Source organism: Blautia sp. OF03-15BH, assembly GCF_003463065.1.
Taxonomy (GTDB): Bacteria; Bacillota; Clostridia; order Lachnospirales; family Lachnospiraceae; genus Limivivens.
In genome coordinates, this window is record NZ_QSCM01000005.1 from 72,438 (window position 1) to 89,423 (window position 16,986).

At 48.7% G+C, this 16,986-nt stretch carries 18 protein-coding genes; all 18 read left to right on the forward strand.

Annotated features, from left to right (window positions below):
• Positions 1–5 precede the first annotated feature (5 nt).
• Positions 6–2,393, forward strand: coding sequence for a ferrous iron transport protein B (gene feoB, locus DXA57_RS07330; protein WP_117766113.1), 2,388 nt, complete (start codon positions 6–8; stop codon positions 2,391–2,393).
• A gap of 80 nt (positions 2,394–2,473) precedes the next feature.
• Positions 2,474–2,614 carry a FeoB-associated Cys-rich membrane protein gene (locus DXA57_RS07335; RefSeq protein ID WP_117766406.1) on the forward strand — a complete coding sequence of 47 codons (141 nt, stop codon included), beginning with the start codon at positions 2,474–2,476 and terminating at the stop codon, positions 2,612–2,614.
• Between the two features lie 89 nt (positions 2,615–2,703).
• Positions 2,704–3,126, forward strand: coding sequence for a transcriptional repressor (locus tag DXA57_RS07340; RefSeq protein WP_243005747.1), 423 nt, complete (start codon positions 2,704–2,706; stop codon positions 3,124–3,126).
• Between the two features lie 144 nt (positions 3,127–3,270).
• Positions 3,271–3,906: a uridine kinase gene (udk, locus tag DXA57_RS07345; RefSeq protein ID WP_117766408.1), complete on the forward strand. Its 636-nt coding sequence runs from the start codon at positions 3,271–3,273 to the stop codon at positions 3,904–3,906.
• A gap of 88 nt (positions 3,907–3,994) precedes the next feature.
• Complete coding sequence (locus DXA57_RS07350; protein ID WP_117766117.1) at positions 3,995–4,987, forward strand: BMP family lipoprotein; 993 nt, start codon at positions 3,995–3,997, stop codon at positions 4,985–4,987.
• Between the two features lie 86 nt (positions 4,988–5,073).
• On the forward strand, positions 5,074–6,618 hold the full coding sequence (locus DXA57_RS07355) for a YjjI family glycine radical enzyme (RefSeq protein WP_117766119.1): 1,545 nt from the start codon (positions 5,074–5,076) through the stop codon (positions 6,616–6,618).
• On the forward strand, positions 6,566–7,510 hold the full coding sequence (locus DXA57_RS07360; RefSeq protein ID WP_330423224.1) for a YjjW family glycine radical enzyme activase: 945 nt from the start codon (positions 6,566–6,568) through the stop codon (positions 7,508–7,510). Before DXA57_RS07355 ends, DXA57_RS07360 begins: the two co-directional genes overlap by 53 nt.
• 153 nt (positions 7,511–7,663) lie before the next feature.
• Complete coding sequence (locus DXA57_RS07365; protein ID WP_117766412.1) at positions 7,664–9,172, forward strand: ABC transporter ATP-binding protein; 1,509 nt, start codon at positions 7,664–7,666, stop codon at positions 9,170–9,172.
• The gene (locus tag DXA57_RS07370) at positions 9,156–10,217 is read left to right on the forward strand and encodes an ABC transporter permease (RefSeq protein ID WP_117766121.1); all 1,062 of its coding nucleotides are present in this window, start codon (positions 9,156–9,158) and stop codon (positions 10,215–10,217) included. The genes DXA57_RS07365 and DXA57_RS07370 overlap by 17 nt, the downstream gene beginning before the upstream one ends.
• A 2-nt stretch (positions 10,218–10,219) precedes the next feature.
• Positions 10,220–11,155: an ABC transporter permease gene (locus DXA57_RS07375; protein ID WP_117766123.1), complete on the forward strand. Its 936-nt coding sequence runs from the start codon at positions 10,220–10,222 to the stop codon at positions 11,153–11,155.
• 16 nt (positions 11,156–11,171) lie between these two features.
• Positions 11,172–12,152: an adenosine deaminase gene (gene add, locus DXA57_RS07380; protein WP_117766125.1), complete on the forward strand. Its 981-nt coding sequence runs from the start codon at positions 11,172–11,174 to the stop codon at positions 12,150–12,152.
• A gap of 21 nt (positions 12,153–12,173) precedes the next feature.
• Positions 12,174–12,995, forward strand: a complete 822-nt coding sequence (locus DXA57_RS07385; protein WP_117766127.1) for a purine-nucleoside phosphorylase — start codon at positions 12,174–12,176, stop codon at positions 12,993–12,995.
• Between the two features lie 103 nt (positions 12,996–13,098).
• A complete protein-coding gene (locus tag DXA57_RS07390) occupies positions 13,099–13,641 on the forward strand; it encodes a GNAT family N-acetyltransferase (protein ID WP_117766129.1) in 543 nt (180 codons plus the stop codon).
• Between the two features lie 489 nt (positions 13,642–14,130).
• Positions 14,131–14,670, forward strand: a complete 540-nt coding sequence (locus DXA57_RS07395) for a Uma2 family endonuclease (RefSeq protein ID WP_117766131.1) — start codon at positions 14,131–14,133, stop codon at positions 14,668–14,670.
• Positions 14,671–14,735: 65 nt separating this feature from the next.
• On the forward strand, positions 14,736–15,341 hold the full coding sequence (locus DXA57_RS07400; RefSeq protein WP_117766414.1) for a nucleoside recognition protein: 606 nt from the start codon (positions 14,736–14,738) through the stop codon (positions 15,339–15,341).
• Positions 15,342–15,488: 147 nt separating this feature from the next.
• A complete protein-coding gene (locus DXA57_RS07405; RefSeq protein ID WP_117766133.1) occupies positions 15,489–16,229 on the forward strand; it encodes a flavodoxin family protein in 741 nt (246 codons plus the stop codon).
• 99 nt (positions 16,230–16,328) lie between these two features.
• Positions 16,329–16,580 carry a type II toxin-antitoxin system Phd/YefM family antitoxin gene (locus DXA57_RS07410; protein WP_117766135.1) on the forward strand — a complete coding sequence of 84 codons (252 nt, stop codon included), beginning with the start codon at positions 16,329–16,331 and terminating at the stop codon, positions 16,578–16,580.
• Positions 16,580–16,870: a Txe/YoeB family addiction module toxin gene (locus tag DXA57_RS07415; RefSeq protein WP_117766137.1), complete on the forward strand. Its 291-nt coding sequence runs from the start codon at positions 16,580–16,582 to the stop codon at positions 16,868–16,870. Before DXA57_RS07410 ends, DXA57_RS07415 begins: the two co-directional genes overlap by 1 nt.
• The last annotated feature ends 116 nt before the right edge of the window (positions 16,871–16,986 follow it).

Here is a 16,986-nt window from a genome sequence, read left to right on the forward strand (position 1 = left end):
AAAAAATGTCAGTAAAGATTGCATTGGCAGGTAACCCGAACTGCGGTAAGACTACATTATTTAATGCATTGACAGGATCCAACCAGTTTGTTGGTAACTGGCCCGGCGTAACGGTAGAGAAAAAAGAAGGTAAACTGAAAGGCCATAAAGATGTCATCATCACAGACCTTCCCGGAATTTATTCTCTTTCTCCCTATACACTTGAGGAAGTAGTAGCCAGAAACTATCTGATCCATGAAAGACCCGATGCTATCATCAATATCATTGACGGTACCAATATCGAGCGTAACCTGTATCTGTCCACACAGATCATGGAGCTTGGCATTCCTGTGATCATGGCTGTCAATATGATGGATCTGGTTGAAAAATCCGGTGATAAGATCCATATCGATAAATTGAAAAAGAAACTGGGCTGCGAGGTTGTGGAGATTTCCGCACTGAAGGGAACCGGCATTCAGAAAGCCGCTGAAAAAGCAGTTGCTCTTGCAGAATCCAAGAAGAGCGTCACTCCGGTCCATGAGTTTCAGGAGGATGTAGAGGCTGCGATCCATGCGGTAGAGGAGCGTCTCGGTTCTTCTGTTCCGGAGTCACAGAAACGTTTCTTTGCCATCAAGCTTCTGGAGAAGGATGACAAGATCAAAGAGCAGATGACGAATGTTCCGGACGTTTCCAGAGAGATCAAGGTTCTCGAAGACAAATTTGATGACGATACGGAAAGTATCATTACCAATGAGCGTTATGTGTACATTTCATCTATCATCGGTTTATGCTGTACCAAAAACAAGACGAAAAAACTGACCACCTCTGATAAGATCGACCGGATCGTGACGAACCGCTGGCTCGCATTGCCGATCTTTGCAGTGATCATGTGGCTGGTCTATTATGTATCCGTAAGTACGGTCGGCGGCTGGGCAACAGACTGGGCAAATGATGGCGTATTCGGAGATGGCTGGCATCTTTTTGGAATCGGAACTTCTTCCTATGAAGATGCGGCAGCTGATTACAGCCGTGCAGACCAGATCGTAGCCGCTGTGGATGAAGATAGCAAGGTTACTTCTGTAGATATTGTTGATGACGAAGATGAAGTCATTGAGACAGTAGCGATCAGCGACAGCGTTGTAGCAGACGCAGAGAAGATCGTTGAGGCCGGCGAGCCGGATCCCGCAGATTACGGTGTATGGGTACCGGGTGTTCCGGTTGTGATTGAGAGTGGACTGGATGCCATCGGCTGTGCTGACTGGCTGAAGGGACTGATCCTTGACGGTATCGTAGCCGGTGTCGGAGCTGTTTTAGGTTTCGTTCCGCAGATGCTGGTACTGTTTATTTTCCTGGCCTTCCTTGAGGCCTGCGGTTACATGGCCCGTGTTGCATTCATCATGGACCGTATCTTCCGTAAATTCGGTCTTTCCGGTAAATCCTTTATCCCGATGCTGATCGGTACCGGTTGTGGAGTTCCGGGTATCATGGCCTCCCGTACGATCGAGAACGACAGAGACCGTAAGATGACCATCATGACCACCACTTTTATCCCCTGTGGTGCAAAACTGCCGATCATCGCACTGATCGCAGGTGCTCTGTTTAACGGTGCCTCCTGGGTAGCTCCGAGTGCATATTTTGTAGGTATCGCAGCGATCATCTGCTCCGGTATCATCTTAAAGAAAACAAAACTCTTCGCCGGAGATCCGGCTCCCTTCGTTATGGAGCTTCCGGCCTACCATATGCCTACCGTCAGCAATGTACTGAGAAGCATGTGGGAGCGTGCATGGTCCTTCATCAAAAAGGCCGGCACCATCATCCTCCTTTCCACCATCGTTCTGTGGTTCCTGATGAACTTTGGCTGGGTTGACGGTTCCTTCGGAATGTTGGAGGCAGAGCAGCTGAATGACAGTATCCTTTCCAAGATCGGAAGCATAATCGCACCGCTCTTTATCCCGCTTGGCTGGGGCGACTGGAAGATGGCAGTTGCAGCCGTTACCGGTCTGATCGCAAAAGAAAACGTAGTAGGTACCTTTGGTGTTCTCTTTGGATTTGCAGAAGTGGCAGAAAATGGTAATGAGGTTTGGGGACAGCTGGCAGGCAGCATGACCCAGATCGCAGCTTATTCTTTCCTGGTATTTAACCTCCTGTGTGCACCGTGCTTCGCAGCTATGGGTGCGATCAAGAGAGAGATGAACAACACGAAATGGTTCTGGACCGCGATCGGTTATCAGTGCGGACTTGCTTATGTGGTTTCTCTTTGTATCTATCAGCTGGGTAATCTCTTTACCGGCGGCGGTTTTGGTATCGGAACGGTAGTGGCCATCCTTCTTGTGATCGGTTTCATCTATCTTCTGGTAAGACCCTATAAGGAGAGCACGACTCTTACAGTGAACGTAAAAACAACAGCCAGATAAAATCATCGGAATGAAGTGCCAAGGATCCGTCTGACGGAAAAAACAGATATGGAAACATGGAAAGTGAGGTGTCCTGCAAAATGGGAACAGTAATCGTAGGGTTGGTATTAGTGATCGTTGTAGCATTGGTGGTACGCAGTATGGTTCGTGACAAGAAGAACGGAAAGTCTCTGCAGTGTGGCGGTGAATGTAAACATTGCGGATGCCACTGTGGAAAGTAAAGCATGTAAGCCTCTGGAGGTGTGAGAAATTGCCGAAGAATTCCGGAAAAAGGAAATCAGGAAATCAGGGAGATTATAAAAGAACACAGATGCAGAAGGATCTGATCATCCAGAAACTGAAAGAACAGGGGCTTCGCATTACCAAGCAGAGACTGATCCTTCTGGATATCATCCTTGAAGAAGACTGCTCCTGCTGTAAAGAGATCTATTATAAAGCATCTCAGAAGGATAACAGGATCGGTTCCGCTACCGTGTATCGAATGATCAATACACTGGAAGAGATCGGAGCGATCAGCCGGAAAAACATGTATAAGGTTGACTGCAGTCCGGAGTGTAGAAAGGAAAACGCCTGCACCATTGAACTGGAGGACAACACGGTGATCGAATTAAATGAAGAAAAGTGGAATCAGATCATCCGTACCGGTCTGGCAGCCTGCGGTTATGCCGCAGACGGTCAGAAAGTCCGGAGCATCACAGCCCGGTCAAGAACACGGGAATGTGTAGAGGCTTGACAAAAGTTTTCTGAAAAATACCGCAAAACCGATGAAATCAGGTTTTGCGGTATTTTTTTAAAAAACATATTTTCTAATCTGCAAAAGGATGTTACAATAAGAATACAAATGTCCGGTCTTGCCCGGGAAAGGGGAACAGGAAATATGAACGATGTGCTGATTATCGGAATTGCCGGTGGCTCCGGAAGTGGTAAGACAACTCTGACCAATCAGATCGCGTCACAGTTTCAGGAACATGTGACGGTCTTGAAGCATGACAATTATTATAAGGCTCATGACGATATGACGTATGAAGAGAGAACGAGTCTGAACTATGATCATCCCAATGCCTTTGATACCGAGCTGATGATCGAGCACCTGAAGGAACTGAAAGCAGGTCATCCGGTCCAGTGTCCGATCTATGATTATAAGGTTCATAACAGGAGTAAGGATACGATCACGATCGTTCCCAGCAAGGTTGTGATCGTAGAAGGAATCCTGATCTTTGAAAACAAAGAGCTTTGCAAGATGATGGACGTCCGGGTGTTTGTAGATACGGATCCCGATGTCCGCCTGATCCGCCGGATCCAGCGGGATGTCATGGAACGGGCCAGAAGTCTGGAATCCGTGATCAACCAGTATATCAATACCGTGAAGCCCATGCATGAGCAGTTTGTGGAGCCCAGCAAGAAAAATGCCAATATCATCATCCCCGAAGGCGGTTATAATAAGATTGCCATGGAGATGCTTCAGAATCATATCAACAGCCATCTGAAACAGACGGCGCAGGAAACACGGTAACGGCCGGCTTCTGCCGGATTGTTTATAAACAAAAAGGAGGAATTCAAAAAATGAAAAAAAGGTATTAGCAGCAGTTTTATCTCTGTCCATGATTCTTTCCACTGGCGTGGTTGCCATGGCTGACGAGGCAAAGGATCCTGCAGATGTAAAGGTGGGAGTTATTACTGATGTTGGCGGCGTAAACGACGGTTCCTTCAACCAGTCCGCATGGGAAGGCCTTACAAGAGCGAATGAGGAACTGGGCATCACCACCAACTATCTGGAATCCCATACCGATTCCGATTATATTCCGAACCTGGAGACCTTCATCGATGAAGAGTATGATCTGATCATCTGTATCGGATACCAGCTGGCTGATGCGATGCGTGAAGAGGCAGAGGCAAATCCGGATCAGAAATTCGCCATCGTTGATGATGCAACCTGTGCAGATTTGGACAACGTTACCTGCCTGATGTTTGAGCAGGCACAGGCTTCCTATCTGGTAGGTTATGTGGCAGGTCTGACGACCAAGAGCAATACCATCGGTTTCGTTCTGGGTATGTCTACCGGTGTCATGAACCAGTTCGGCTATGGATACTGTGCAGGTGCACTGGATGCAAATCCAGATATCAAGATCCTTCAGAACAATGCCAACAGCTTTGGCGATACCGCAGCAGGAAAGACCGCTGCAAACAACATGATCGCTGATGGCGCAGATGTTATTTTCCATGCAGCAGGCGCAACCGGCCTTGGTGTGATCGATGCCTGCAAGGAAGCCGGTATCTGGGCAATTGGTGTTGACTCTGACCAGAGCGTGGTAGCTCCGGATACCATTCTGACTTCTGCCATGAAGCGTGTGGACAATGCCTGCTACGATGAAGCAAAAGAGATCCTGGAGGGCGGCTTTACCCAGGGTATCCAGACCTTCACACTGGCTGACGGCGGCGTGGATATCGCTCCGACCACCGACAACATTGATCCGGAAGTCCTGAAGAAGGTAGACGAAGTAAAAGAAAAGATCATTTCCGGCGAGATCGAAGTACCGACAGATAAAGAGTCCTTCGATGCAAAATATGGTGATGTTTACCAGCTGGATGACTGATGTTTTTTAAATAGAAGAAACGGATCCGGGCAGAGAGGCTTTTGTGCCATACTCTGCCCCTTTTCCGTGACAGGAGAGGATTTTTGATGAGAGATATTGATATGGAACGGGTAAACGGGACGAGAGAGAAAATGCTGGAAACGGTAAAAAGTCCTGTGCTGACGCATGAACAGAAGGTAGCCGCAATGGCAAACCTGGCAGATTCCCTGCTGGAGGTAGTGGATCTTCCGGAGGGGCTTCATGACCTGATGGATCAGCCGATCGACTCCAAATGCATTTGCGACCTGGCAGAGGGTCATGCACCGCTTCGCCCCAGGTATATCATCCCGGATTATAAGAAATTTATGAGAGAAGGAAGTAAATTTCTCCAGCTGGATCCGCCGAAGGATCTTTTTGAGGCGTTGAATTCCCTTCTGATCTTTTACAAGCATGTTCCCAGCGTGACGAATTTCCCCGTATATCTGGGTGCGCTGGATGAGCTTTTGGATCCATTTGTACAGGATATGGATGAAGAACTGGCGAAAAAGATGATCCGCCTGTTCCTGATCCATGTAGACCGCACGGTTCTGGATTCTTTTTCCCATGCCAATGTGGGACCGAGAGATACCAAGGCAGGAAGGATCATCCTGGAGGTGGAAGCAGAACTGGAACAGGCTGTACCGAACATCACGATGAAATATGACGAGGATATCACATCGGATGAATTTGCCCTTATGGGGATCAATACCACACTTCATAGTGCGAAACCAAGCTTTGCAAATCATAAGATGTTCAAAAGCGAGCTGGGTGAGGACTATGTCATTGCCAGCTGCTACAACGGGCTGAAGCTCGGCGGCGGTTCCTATACGCTCTGCCGTCTGCTCCTTGGCAACATCGCAAAACGCGCTTCCAGTGTGGAAGATTTCAAGAAGAACCAGCTTCCCTATGTCTGCCGGGTGATGGCTGACTATATGGACGCGCGGATCCGTTTTGAGGTGGAAGAGAGTGGTTTCTTTGAAAATAACTTTCTGGCAAAAGAGGGTTTTATCAGAAGAGACCGCTTTACTGCCATGTTTGGTATGGTCGGCTTGGCTGAGTGCGTCAACCATCTGATGGAGCTTCAGGGAAAGACCGGCCGTTATGGCCATGATGAAGAGGCAGACGCTCTGGGAGTAGAGATCATGGATGAGATCGATGCGTTTAACAAAGCCCATGTCAATCCTTACTGTGAGGCGACAGACGGCCATTTCCTCCTTCATGCGCAGGTAGGCATCGACAGTGACATGGGAATTTCTCCGGGAACCCGTATCCCCATCGGGGAGGAGCCGGAGGAGCTTATCGATCATCTGCGTCACTGCGAGAAGTTTCACAGATACTTCCCGTCCGGGACCGGAGATATTTTTCCTATCGATACGACGGTGCATAAAAACCATGACTTCCTTCTGGACGTCATCAAAGGCTCTTTCCGCGAGGGAATCCGTTATCTTTCCTTCTATGCGGCAGACAGTGATGTAGTCCGCATCACGGGTTATCTGGTGAAAAGATCCGAGATCGAGAAGCTGGAACGAGGAGAAAATGTCCTTCAGGATACCACGGCACTTGGCATGGGAGCCAAGCACAACAGCCGGGTCTTCCAGAGAAAAGTACGGTAAAACCATGGAAAAGAAGGAAAAGGTCCTGGCGGCAGCAGATCCGGGCTGCGGCCGGGTACCGGTAAATAAGATCATTCCTTTCAGCGCAGTGGATGGTCCCGGAAACCGGACTGCAGTTTTTCTGCAGGGCTGCAACTTTGACTGCCGTTACTGTCACAATCCGGAGACCAGGAACCTCTGCCGGAATTGCGGGAGCTGTGTGGGAAAATGCCCGAAAGGAGCCCTGTTTACGGATGAAGACGGCAAAGTACGGTTCTGTCCGGAAAAATGCTGTGGCTGCGATACCTGTATCCATGTCTGTCCCTTTGGCTGCAGTCCTAGGATCCGCATGATGTGTGCGGAAGAGGTCTTTGCCGAGGTAAAGAAGCAGCAGCCTTATATCCGAGGCATTACGGTGTCAGGCGGGGAATGTACCCTTTATCCGGATTTTCTTGAAAAGCTTTTTGTCCTGGCAAGGGGAGCCGGTCTTGGAACCCTTATCGACAGCAATGGAACCCTGGATTTTGAGAAGTATCCGCAGCTTCTTGCCGTGACGGACGGCATTATGCTGGATATCAAGAGCTGGGATCTGGAGGATCATCTGCGCGTCACGGGGGCAGCCAATGAGAGGGTGCTTAAAAATTTAGAGTATCTGGCAGCTTCGGGCAGGCTTTTCGAAGTGCGCACCGTAGTGGTACCGGAGCTTTTCGACTGTGAAAAGACCGTCCGTGAGACCGCACGTCTGGCGGCATCTTATCTTGGCAGGGGAAATATCCGTTATAAGATCATTGCTTACCGCCCCATGGGGGTCCGGGAAGCTTATTCGCATTACCATGTGCCTGATCAGGCATTTCTGGATCACCTGGCAGAACTGGCCCGCCGGGAGGGAATGACGGATGTACTCATTGTCTGATACGGAAAAGGAACATGGCCTGACCGGTAAGGCGCCCGATGCGGCAGCACCGGAATCAAAGAAAAACTGCTGACCACGGAATGTATCCGGTCAGACGGAAGAGAAGGAGGAATATTGGTGAGCAACGTTGATAAACATACGGTGGCCATTCAGATGACAGGGATCGTCAAGAAATTTGGCGATTTCACCGCAAATGACCACATCAATCTGACTGTCCACAAGGGAGAAGTCCATGCGATCTTAGGCGAAAACGGTGCCGGAAAAAGTACGTTGATGAATATTCTGTATGGTCTGTACCAGCCCACGGAAGGAACCATCGCTGTCAATGGGGAAGAGGTGGTTATCGACAGCCCGCAGAAGGCGATCGACCTGGGGATCGGTATGGTACATCAGCATTTCATGCTGATCCAGCCATTTACCGTAACGGAAAATATTGTCCTTGGCATGGAGCCAAAAAAAGGAATTGCGGTGGATATCAAGTCTGCGAGAAACCGGATCCTGGATCTTTCCGGGCGCTACAACCTGAAGGTGGACCCGGATGCGAAGATCGAGGACATCTCCGTGGGGATGCAGCAGCGTGTGGAAATCCTGAAGGTTCTGTATCGCGGAGCCAGGCATCTGATCCTGGATGAGCCGACGGCGTCCCTGACACCGCAGGAGATCACAGAGCTGATCGAGATCATCCATAACCTGACTGCCGATGGCAAGAGCGTGATCCTTATCACCCACAAGCTGAAGGAGATCAAAGCTGCCGCCGACTACTGTACCATTATCCGCCAGGGTAAATACATCAATACGGTGGATGTGGATGAGGTCAATGAAAACCAGCTGGCTTCCATGATGGTAGGCCGTGATGTGGAATTCCAGGTGGCCAAAAAGGAAATGAAGCCGGGAGAAACCGTCCTGGAGGTAAAAGACCTGCATGCGAAGGATTACCGTGACGTGGAAATCCTCAAGGGTCTGAACCTGAAGGTACGCCGTGGAGAGATCGTCGGTCTGGCCGGCGTGGATGGAAACGGGCAGAGTGAGCTGGTGGAGATCCTTACAGGACTGAGAAAAGGAATCTCCGGGCAGGTGGAGATTCTGGGAGAGGATCTTTTCGGGAGTACGCCGCGGAAATTTTTTGAAAAGGGCGTGACCAGTATCCCGGAGGACCGCCAGAAACACGGACTGGTTCTTGATTTTACGGTGGCAGAGAACCTGATCCTCCAGAATTTCGGTAAGGAACCTTATTCCAAAAAAGGGATCCTGAAAAAAGATCTGATCCGGAAACATGCCACAAAGCTGATCGAAAAATTCGATATCCGTCCCAGCGGCTGCGAAAACCGTCTGGCAGGTGAGCTTTCCGGCGGAAACCAGCAGAAGGTCATCATTGCCCGTGAGGTAACGAATGACGGAGAGCTTCTTATCGCCATGAATCCGACCCGCGGACTGGATGTGGGAGCGATCGAATTTGTGCATAAATACATTGTAGAACAGCGGAATAAAAACAAGGCAGTGCTGCTGGTGTCCTTTGAACTGGATGAGATCATGAGCCTTTCCGACCGGATCGAGGTCATTTTCGACGGACAGATCGTCGGAAGTGTAGCGGGCAGGGATGCAGATGAAAACCAGCTGGGCTTCATGATGGCAGGAGGTACAAAACATGAGCAGGAAAGATAAGATTTTAAACGGGAATGCACTCTATACATTCATTGCCATAATCATCGGCTTTGTTGCAGGAGCCGTGCTCCTGGCAGTTGCCGGGATCAACCCGGGACTTGCTTACGGAAAACTTTTAAATGGTGTTTTCGGCCAGGTGAAATACATTACCTGGAGCATTGTGTACGCAGCGCCGCTGATCCTCACAGGACTGAGCGTGGCCTTTTCCTTCCGGACCGGCGTCTTCAATATCGGGGCAGAGGGGCAGTTTGTAGTGGGCTCCATTGCAGCCTGTACCGTTGGTATCCTTTTTGATCTTCCGGCTCCCATTCATATCCTTCTCTGTATTGCAGCAGCAGTGGCAGCGGGGGCAGTCTGGGGCATCATTGTCGGTTTCCTGAAGGTAAAACGGGGGATCAATGAAGTGCTTTCCTATATCATGTTTAACTGGATCGCCTTTTACCTGTCCAACTATATTGTAAACCTGTCAGCCATCCACAGAACTGGCGGCGGAGAGGCAAGTAAAGATGTGGCAGACAGTGCCCGCATCCTTGCACCGGAATTTATCACGAAGCTTACCCGTTGTACCGCAGCCAACTGGGGGATCGTCATTGCCGTTGCGGCGGCCGTTCTGGTATGGTTTGTCATCAGTAAGACAACGCTCGGTTATCAGCTTCGTGCCGTAGGCTTCAGCAAAACGGCAGCGGAGTATGGCGGGATCAACACCAACAAAATGTTCTTGACCGCCATGGCGATCTCCGGGGCACTGGCAGGACTTGGCGGCGCTGTCCAGACTCTCGGCATGGCAGGCCGTGTGAGCCAGTTCGCCAGCCAGGAGCAGTACGGTTTCCAGGGGATCACGGTTGCTCTGATCGGATCTTCCCATCCGGTGGGCTGTATCTTCGCAGGTATTTTCTATGGAGCCATGAAATACGGCGGCGGTAAATTAAGTCTGGTAAAAGCACCGGCAGAGGTGGTTGATATCATTATGGGTATCATCATCTTCTTTATTGCCATTGCCCATATGTTCAAAGTGATCTTCAACCGGAAAAAAGGAGGGAAATAAAAATGGGTATCATCATTAAGGATCTTGGTCTTCTGATTAATGCAATGCTGATCGCTACGCCTCCTCTTCTTCTGGCAGCACTTGGTTCCTGCTTTTCAGAACGGAGCGGTGTGGTAAACATCGGAATTGAGGGGATGATGACGATAGGGGCTTTTGTCGGCTCTGTTGTCGCTTATTACACGGGAAACGGCTGGTTCGGCTTTTTCTGCGGAGGGCTTGCGGGAGCTGCCTTTGGCGTGCTTCATGCGGTGGCCTGTGTCAGCTTCGGGGCAGACCAGACGATTTCCGGCACAGCGGTGAACTTCATCGCACCGGGTCTTGCAATCTTCCTGTGTAAGGCGATGTTTGATAACTCCTCTGACTCACCGGCTCTTGAAACGGCGAGCAAACTGCCGAAAATGTTCAACGGCATTTTCCCGGCAGGTTCTTTTGGCTACAATGTTCTTTCCACCTATTCTGCAGCCTACTTAAGCTTTCTACTTGTCCTGGTGATCTGGTTTGTCTTCTACAAGACCCGCTTCGGCATGAGGCTGCGTGCTGTCGGTGAGCATCCGAAGGCCTGTGAGACTCTTGGAATCAACGTATTCCGGATCCGTTACATCTGCGTGATCCTTTCCGGCTTTCTGGCAGGTCTGGGCGGAGCCTATGTGACTCTGGCCACGGTAAGCCAGTTCCGCCCCAACGTTATCGTAGGACAGGGCTTTATCGCGATCTCTGCTGTGATCTTTGGTAAGTTTACCCCGCAGGGAACCCTTAAGGCCTGTCTGCTGTTCGGTTTCTGCAACGGTCTGAAATCCCTTCTCGGAGCCAACAACATAGTTTCTCCGTATCTGATCTCCATGATCCCTTACGTAGTGACGATCCTGGCCCTGATATTCTTTGTAGGAAAATCCAGGGTTCCGGCTGCTAACGGAAAACCGTATCTGAAAGCAAAATAAAAAAAGAGGTAAAAAAATGGAATATGAGAAATTGAGATCCATGCCGAAGGTGGAGCTTCACTGCCACCTGGACGGTTCCCTTTCTCAGACATTCATCAGTCGGGAGCTCGGTAGAGAGGTGGATCTTACCGAGCTCCAGGTGGCTTATGGATGCCGCAGCCTGAAGGAATACCTGGAAAAATTTGATCTTCCCATCCGGTGCCTTCAGACGGAGAAAAGTGTGAGAGAGGCCGGATATGATTTTATCCGGAGCGTAGCGGCGGAAAATATGAAATATGTAGAGGTGCGTTTTGCGCCGCTCTTTTCCGCCCACGAAGGATTTTCCACAGAGCAGGTCATTGAAGCCCTGCTTACCGGTCTGGAAGACGGCCGGAAGGATTTCGGCACGGAATCCAATGTGATCGTCTGTGCCATGCGTCATCAGCCGGAGGAGGAAAATCTGGCCATGTTCAAAGCGGCCAGGACTTTTCTGGGAGAGGGCGTCTGCTGCGGAGATCTGGCAGGAGACGAGGCTGCCTGGCCCATGAAAAATTTTGTCCGCCTGTTTGGTGAGGCGAAGAAGCTTGGCCTGCCTTTTGTGATCCATGCCGGTGAGTGCGGCAGTGCGGAAAACATTCGAGAGGCTGTGGAGTGCGGGGCCAGAAGGATTGGTCACGGTATCGCTATGAAAGGCCATCCGGAGATCATCCGACTGGTAAAAGACACCGGAACGGGCGTGGAAATGTGTCCCATCAGCAATCTTCAGACCAAAGCCGTGAATGGTCCGGAAGAGTATCCTATGCGGGAATTTCTGGATCAGGGGCTTCTGGTGACGGTCAATACGGATAACCGGACAGTGAGCAATACGACGGTTTCCAGGGAACTGTTATTCATCCAGAAAACCTACGGGATCCATGACGAAGAAGTAAGGCGTATGATGGAAAATGCCGTGGAGGTATCCTTTGCGGATGACAGCGTAAAAGATCGGATCCTGAGAGAAATTCGGTTGTGGAAGTGAACATAAAAAGGGGGACTGACTATGAGTAAAATGTATGAAAAACTGCAAAAATGTGTTTCTGTGATCCGGGGAAAAACAGATTTTGTTCCGGAAGTGGCTCTGATCCTTGGCTCCGGACTGGGAGAATATGCAAAAAATATGGATGTAAAAGCGGAGGTTCCTTATTCAGAGATCGAAGGATTTCCGGTATCTACCGTGGCAGGTCATGACGGCCGTTTCCTTTTTGGCTATGTGGGAAAAGTTCCCATGGTCATTATGAAGGGAAGAGTGCATTATTATGAAGGTTACGACATGGAGGAGGTAGTTATGCCGATCCGCATCATGGGCCTTCTGGGTGCGAAAAAGGTGATCCTGACCAACGCGGCCGGTGGCGTAAATCTGGATTTCCAGCCGGGAGACCTTATGATGATCACCGATCACATCTCCACGTTTGTACCGAGTCCGCTTCGCGGGGAAAACATCGACGAACTGGGAACCCGTTTTCCGGATATGAGCCATGTGTATGCTCCGGAGCTTTGTGAAGTGATCCGCAAAGCAGCAGCAAAACTGAACATCCCGCTCAGAGAAGGGATTTATATTCAGTGTTCCGGTCCGAACTACGAGACGCCGGCGGAGATCAGAGCTTTCCGTGGAATGGGGGTGGATGCTGTCGGCATGAGTACGGTGTGCGAAGCCATGGCAGCCAACCATATGGGAATGAAGGTGTGCGGAATCTCATGCATCACAAATATGGCTGCAGGAATCCTCGATCAGCCCCTGGACCACAAAGAAGTGCAGGAGGTCGCTGACCGGGTGAAGACGACGTTTGAGCGACTGGTGACGGAGATCGTGACGCAGCTTTGAGGAAAGCCGGGGGAAATATTGCAAGGGGGAAAACCATCGGAGTTGCGCAAGTCCTGGTTTTCCCCCTTTCCAGGGCACGCAGAAAATAGAGGGAGATTTTCAAATGGACATCATAGAATTAAAAGCCCCGTCTCATGAATACGCCGCTGACATCTGGCAGTTCCGGCAGGAAATACTGGAGAAGGATGCCGGAAGCAAGGATCAGTTTGCAGGCTGCGGAGGGCTTGAAAGCTGTACATCAGCGGAGGAATGGATCGAGCGTACGAAGCTTGGTGAGAGTGAGGAAAACTGTGAGGATGGCAAGGTGCCGTCCCATATGTATCTGGCAGTTCGGAAGGAGGATAACCGGATCATTGGTCTGATTGACCTGAGACACCACATCGATCACCCGGTACTTGGAACCTGGGGCGGCCACAGCGGTTATTCTGTGCGCCCTTCCGAGAGAGGGCACGGTTATGCCAAAGAGATGCTCCGTCAGATTCTTACCAAGGCCAAAGCACTGGGAATCCGGAAGTTCCTTATCACCTGCAAGGTCGGCAATCTGGCGAGCGAAAAGACGATTCTTGCAAATGGTGGTGTCTTTGAAGGGATTGTTGACGGAAACGGCGAAAAGATCAAGAGATTCTGGATCAGTATTGATGCGTGAACATTATCATCCTCAAGAGAAAATGGAAGCCCAGAAAATCTAATAGTGTGTTTAGCTTTCTGTGAAACTGACATCGCTTCGCTTGCCGTATTTCTGAAATCGTTCCTTCGGTCATCAGGAGAATAACCGATTTTACAACACCTCCGCATAGGATAAAAAATCCCGTGAGGAGGTGTCTTCATGAACACTTTCACCCTTCAGCTGATCCTCGTCACCATGCTTGCCTACCGCAGCCAGTATGGCAGCGTAATCCCGCCGCCATCACGAAAGTTTTGCAGTCATATGTATCTGTTATGATGAAAAATGGACAGTATACAGGATAATTTACCGGATGGATGAAAAATCCGGTGTAGAATGGGAGAATGATTTTGCATAGTAAAAATGGTGAAAAGATTTATAATATCATGGTTGACATAATAACCGGATTGATCTATTCTAGCTATAGAGAATACCCCACTTTGATATTCAGCCAGGAAAGGATGTGTTATTATGCCATTGCCGCAGCGTGAAGATTATACAGTAGAGGATATTTATGCCTTACCGGAAGGCACCCGGGCAGAACTGATCGACGGGCAGATTTACTATATGGCTCCACCAAGCAGAAGACATCAGAACCTTCTTTTTTCCATCAGCCGTGTGATCGCGGATTATATTGATCAAAAAGGCGGTTCCTGTGAAGTTGATATCGCTCCGTTTGCTGTATTTCTGAATGAGAATGATAAGAATTATGTGGAGCCGGATATAGCTGTGATCTGCGATACAAGTAAACTCAATGACAGAGGCTGCAGTGGAGCTCCGGACTGGATTATCGAAATTGTCTCACCGGCCAGCAGGAAAATGGACTATTTCACGAAGTTGTTTAAATACCGTACTGCAGGTGTTCGTGAATACTGGATTGTGGACCCGGTTAAGAATTTAATCTTGATTTACAATTTTGATACCAGTGATTCTGAACAATACACCTTTACCGATACAATCAAAGCGGGAATCTACGAGGATCTGTATATTGATTTCAGCAGGATCAAATGAGTGAAAACCATATTTTATCAAACCTCCGCATAGGATATAAAAAATCCCATGCGGAGGTTTTTTCTATGAATCTTCTCTGGGGCGGTATGCTGCTAGTTGGAATTTTATACGGGGCGTTTAACGGGCGGATGCAGGAAATCACAGATGCTGTTTTAAGTGCCTCCCGGGAGGCAGTGACACTCTGTATGACAATGACGGGAATCCTTGCCTTCTGGCAGGGACTGATGGAAGTTGCGAAGGACGCAGGGCTTACAGAACAGCTCTGCCGGAAGATCCGGCCTCTGATCCGTTTTCTTTTTCCAAAGATCCCGGCGGACCATCCGGCTTATGAGTCGATCTCCATGAATTTTATCGCTAATTTCCTTGGCCTTGGCATGGCAGCCACCCCGGCAGGCCTAAAAGCCATGAAGGATCTGGAAAGTCTGGAAGAAAAGCGGCGGAGCGGCAGACTTCCGGACAGTAAACCGGTGCCGCCCGGGACCGCCAGCCGGGAAATGTGTACCTTCCTGATCATGAATATTTCCTCTCTTCAGCTGATCCCTGTCACCATGATCGCTTACCGCAGCCAGTATGGCAGCGTGAACCCCGCCGCCATTACATTCCCGGCCATTCTGGCAACGGCAGTGAGTACTGGGGTGGCGGTGATCTTCTGCAGGGTGATGGGAAAATGAGAAAACAAGAAAACAAAGTAAGTCCCCACTTACATCAGCAATTACAGCACAACCTTTCAGGAATTACCACTTTTCGCCGGGAAACTTCAATGATAGACGCATCTACTTTATATACGTCCTGTATCAGCTGCTTTGTTAATATCTGGAATGTATATTACTGTCATAAACGGAACAGAAAAACACGGAGTAACCTACCGATTAAAAGAAATGTTTTTAGCAGAGTTTAGGGATAAAGCAATTATTACGGAATATTATCTTCCGAAGGATTGCCCCAATTTCTGCACCGGCTGTATAAGTTGTACGCTGAAAGGCGAGAATACCTGCAAAGACGCAGAATATATAGGAAAAGTGGATAGATCGCTTTTAGAAGCGGATTTGATTATTATGACTTCTCCTGCCTATGTGTATCACGCTACGGGTGCAATGAAAGCATTTCTCGACCATTTCGCATACCGTTGGATGCCGCACCGCCCTGCAACGGAGATGTTTGGAAAACGGGCAGTGATTATCACGCAATGCTTGGGTGCGGGAGCAAAATCTGCTGCAAAGGATATTAAGCAAAGTTTATCCTGGTGGGGAATATCTGACATTGGAATATTTACCGGCGCATTGATGGGAAATGTTTTTTGGGATAAACTTTCTGTAAAAAAGCAGGAAGAGCTTACGGGAAAGATGAAAAAGTTATCTCGAAAATATGTACATATGGATTACACGAAACCTGCCCGTACAAATTTGACCACAAAAATCAAGTTTTTCGTTTGCCGTTTGATGCAGCAGTCATTACATAAAAACGATCCGGAATACCTTGACGGGAAATATTGGGCGGAGCAAGGCTGGCTCGATAAAACCAGACCATGGAAATGTTCTGTATTGTCCGTTGCTTTATAACAAACTTTTGCGTATACTGGAGAAAAAGAAAAGATATAAATAAAATGCATTGACGAACGTTAAAACGTACGTTATAATAAAGGAAAAAGAGGTGATATTATGACAGCAATTACAGCAACAAAAGCTAGAGAGAATATTTATCAGCTGATACAGGACGTAAATGCAAGCAGCACTCCGGTAACCATTACTAATACGAGAGGAAAAAATGCAGTTCTGATTGGTGAGGAAGACTGGAAAGCGATTGAAGAAACGCTGTATCTGATGTCTATTCCTGGTATGGCAGAATCTATCATTGAGGGAGGAAATAGGAATATTTCTGAATGTCTTGATGAGTCAGAGGTGGAATGGTAATGTACAGGATTATCTATACCAAACAGGCTGCTAAAGACATAAAGAACTTGAAATCCTGTGGGCTGGACAAAAAAGCCAGAGAATTGATTGAGATTATGAAAAAAGATCCGTTTCAGAATCCTCCGGCATATGAAAAACTGGTGGGAAACTTACAGGGATACTGTTCCAGAAGAATTAATATTCAGCATAGGATTGCATTTCAGGTTATAGAAGAACCAAACACGCATGAAGAAATTGATTATGAAGGATATGTAAAGATAATCCGTATGTGGACACATTATGAAAGGTGACGCCTGATAACAAATTAATAAAAGCCTGGGAACCCGGTGTTTTAATATGCTGGTTTCCGGGCTTATTTTTTGTTTCATGACATAGCTGCGATATATTTTTATCCACGCCAACAGGT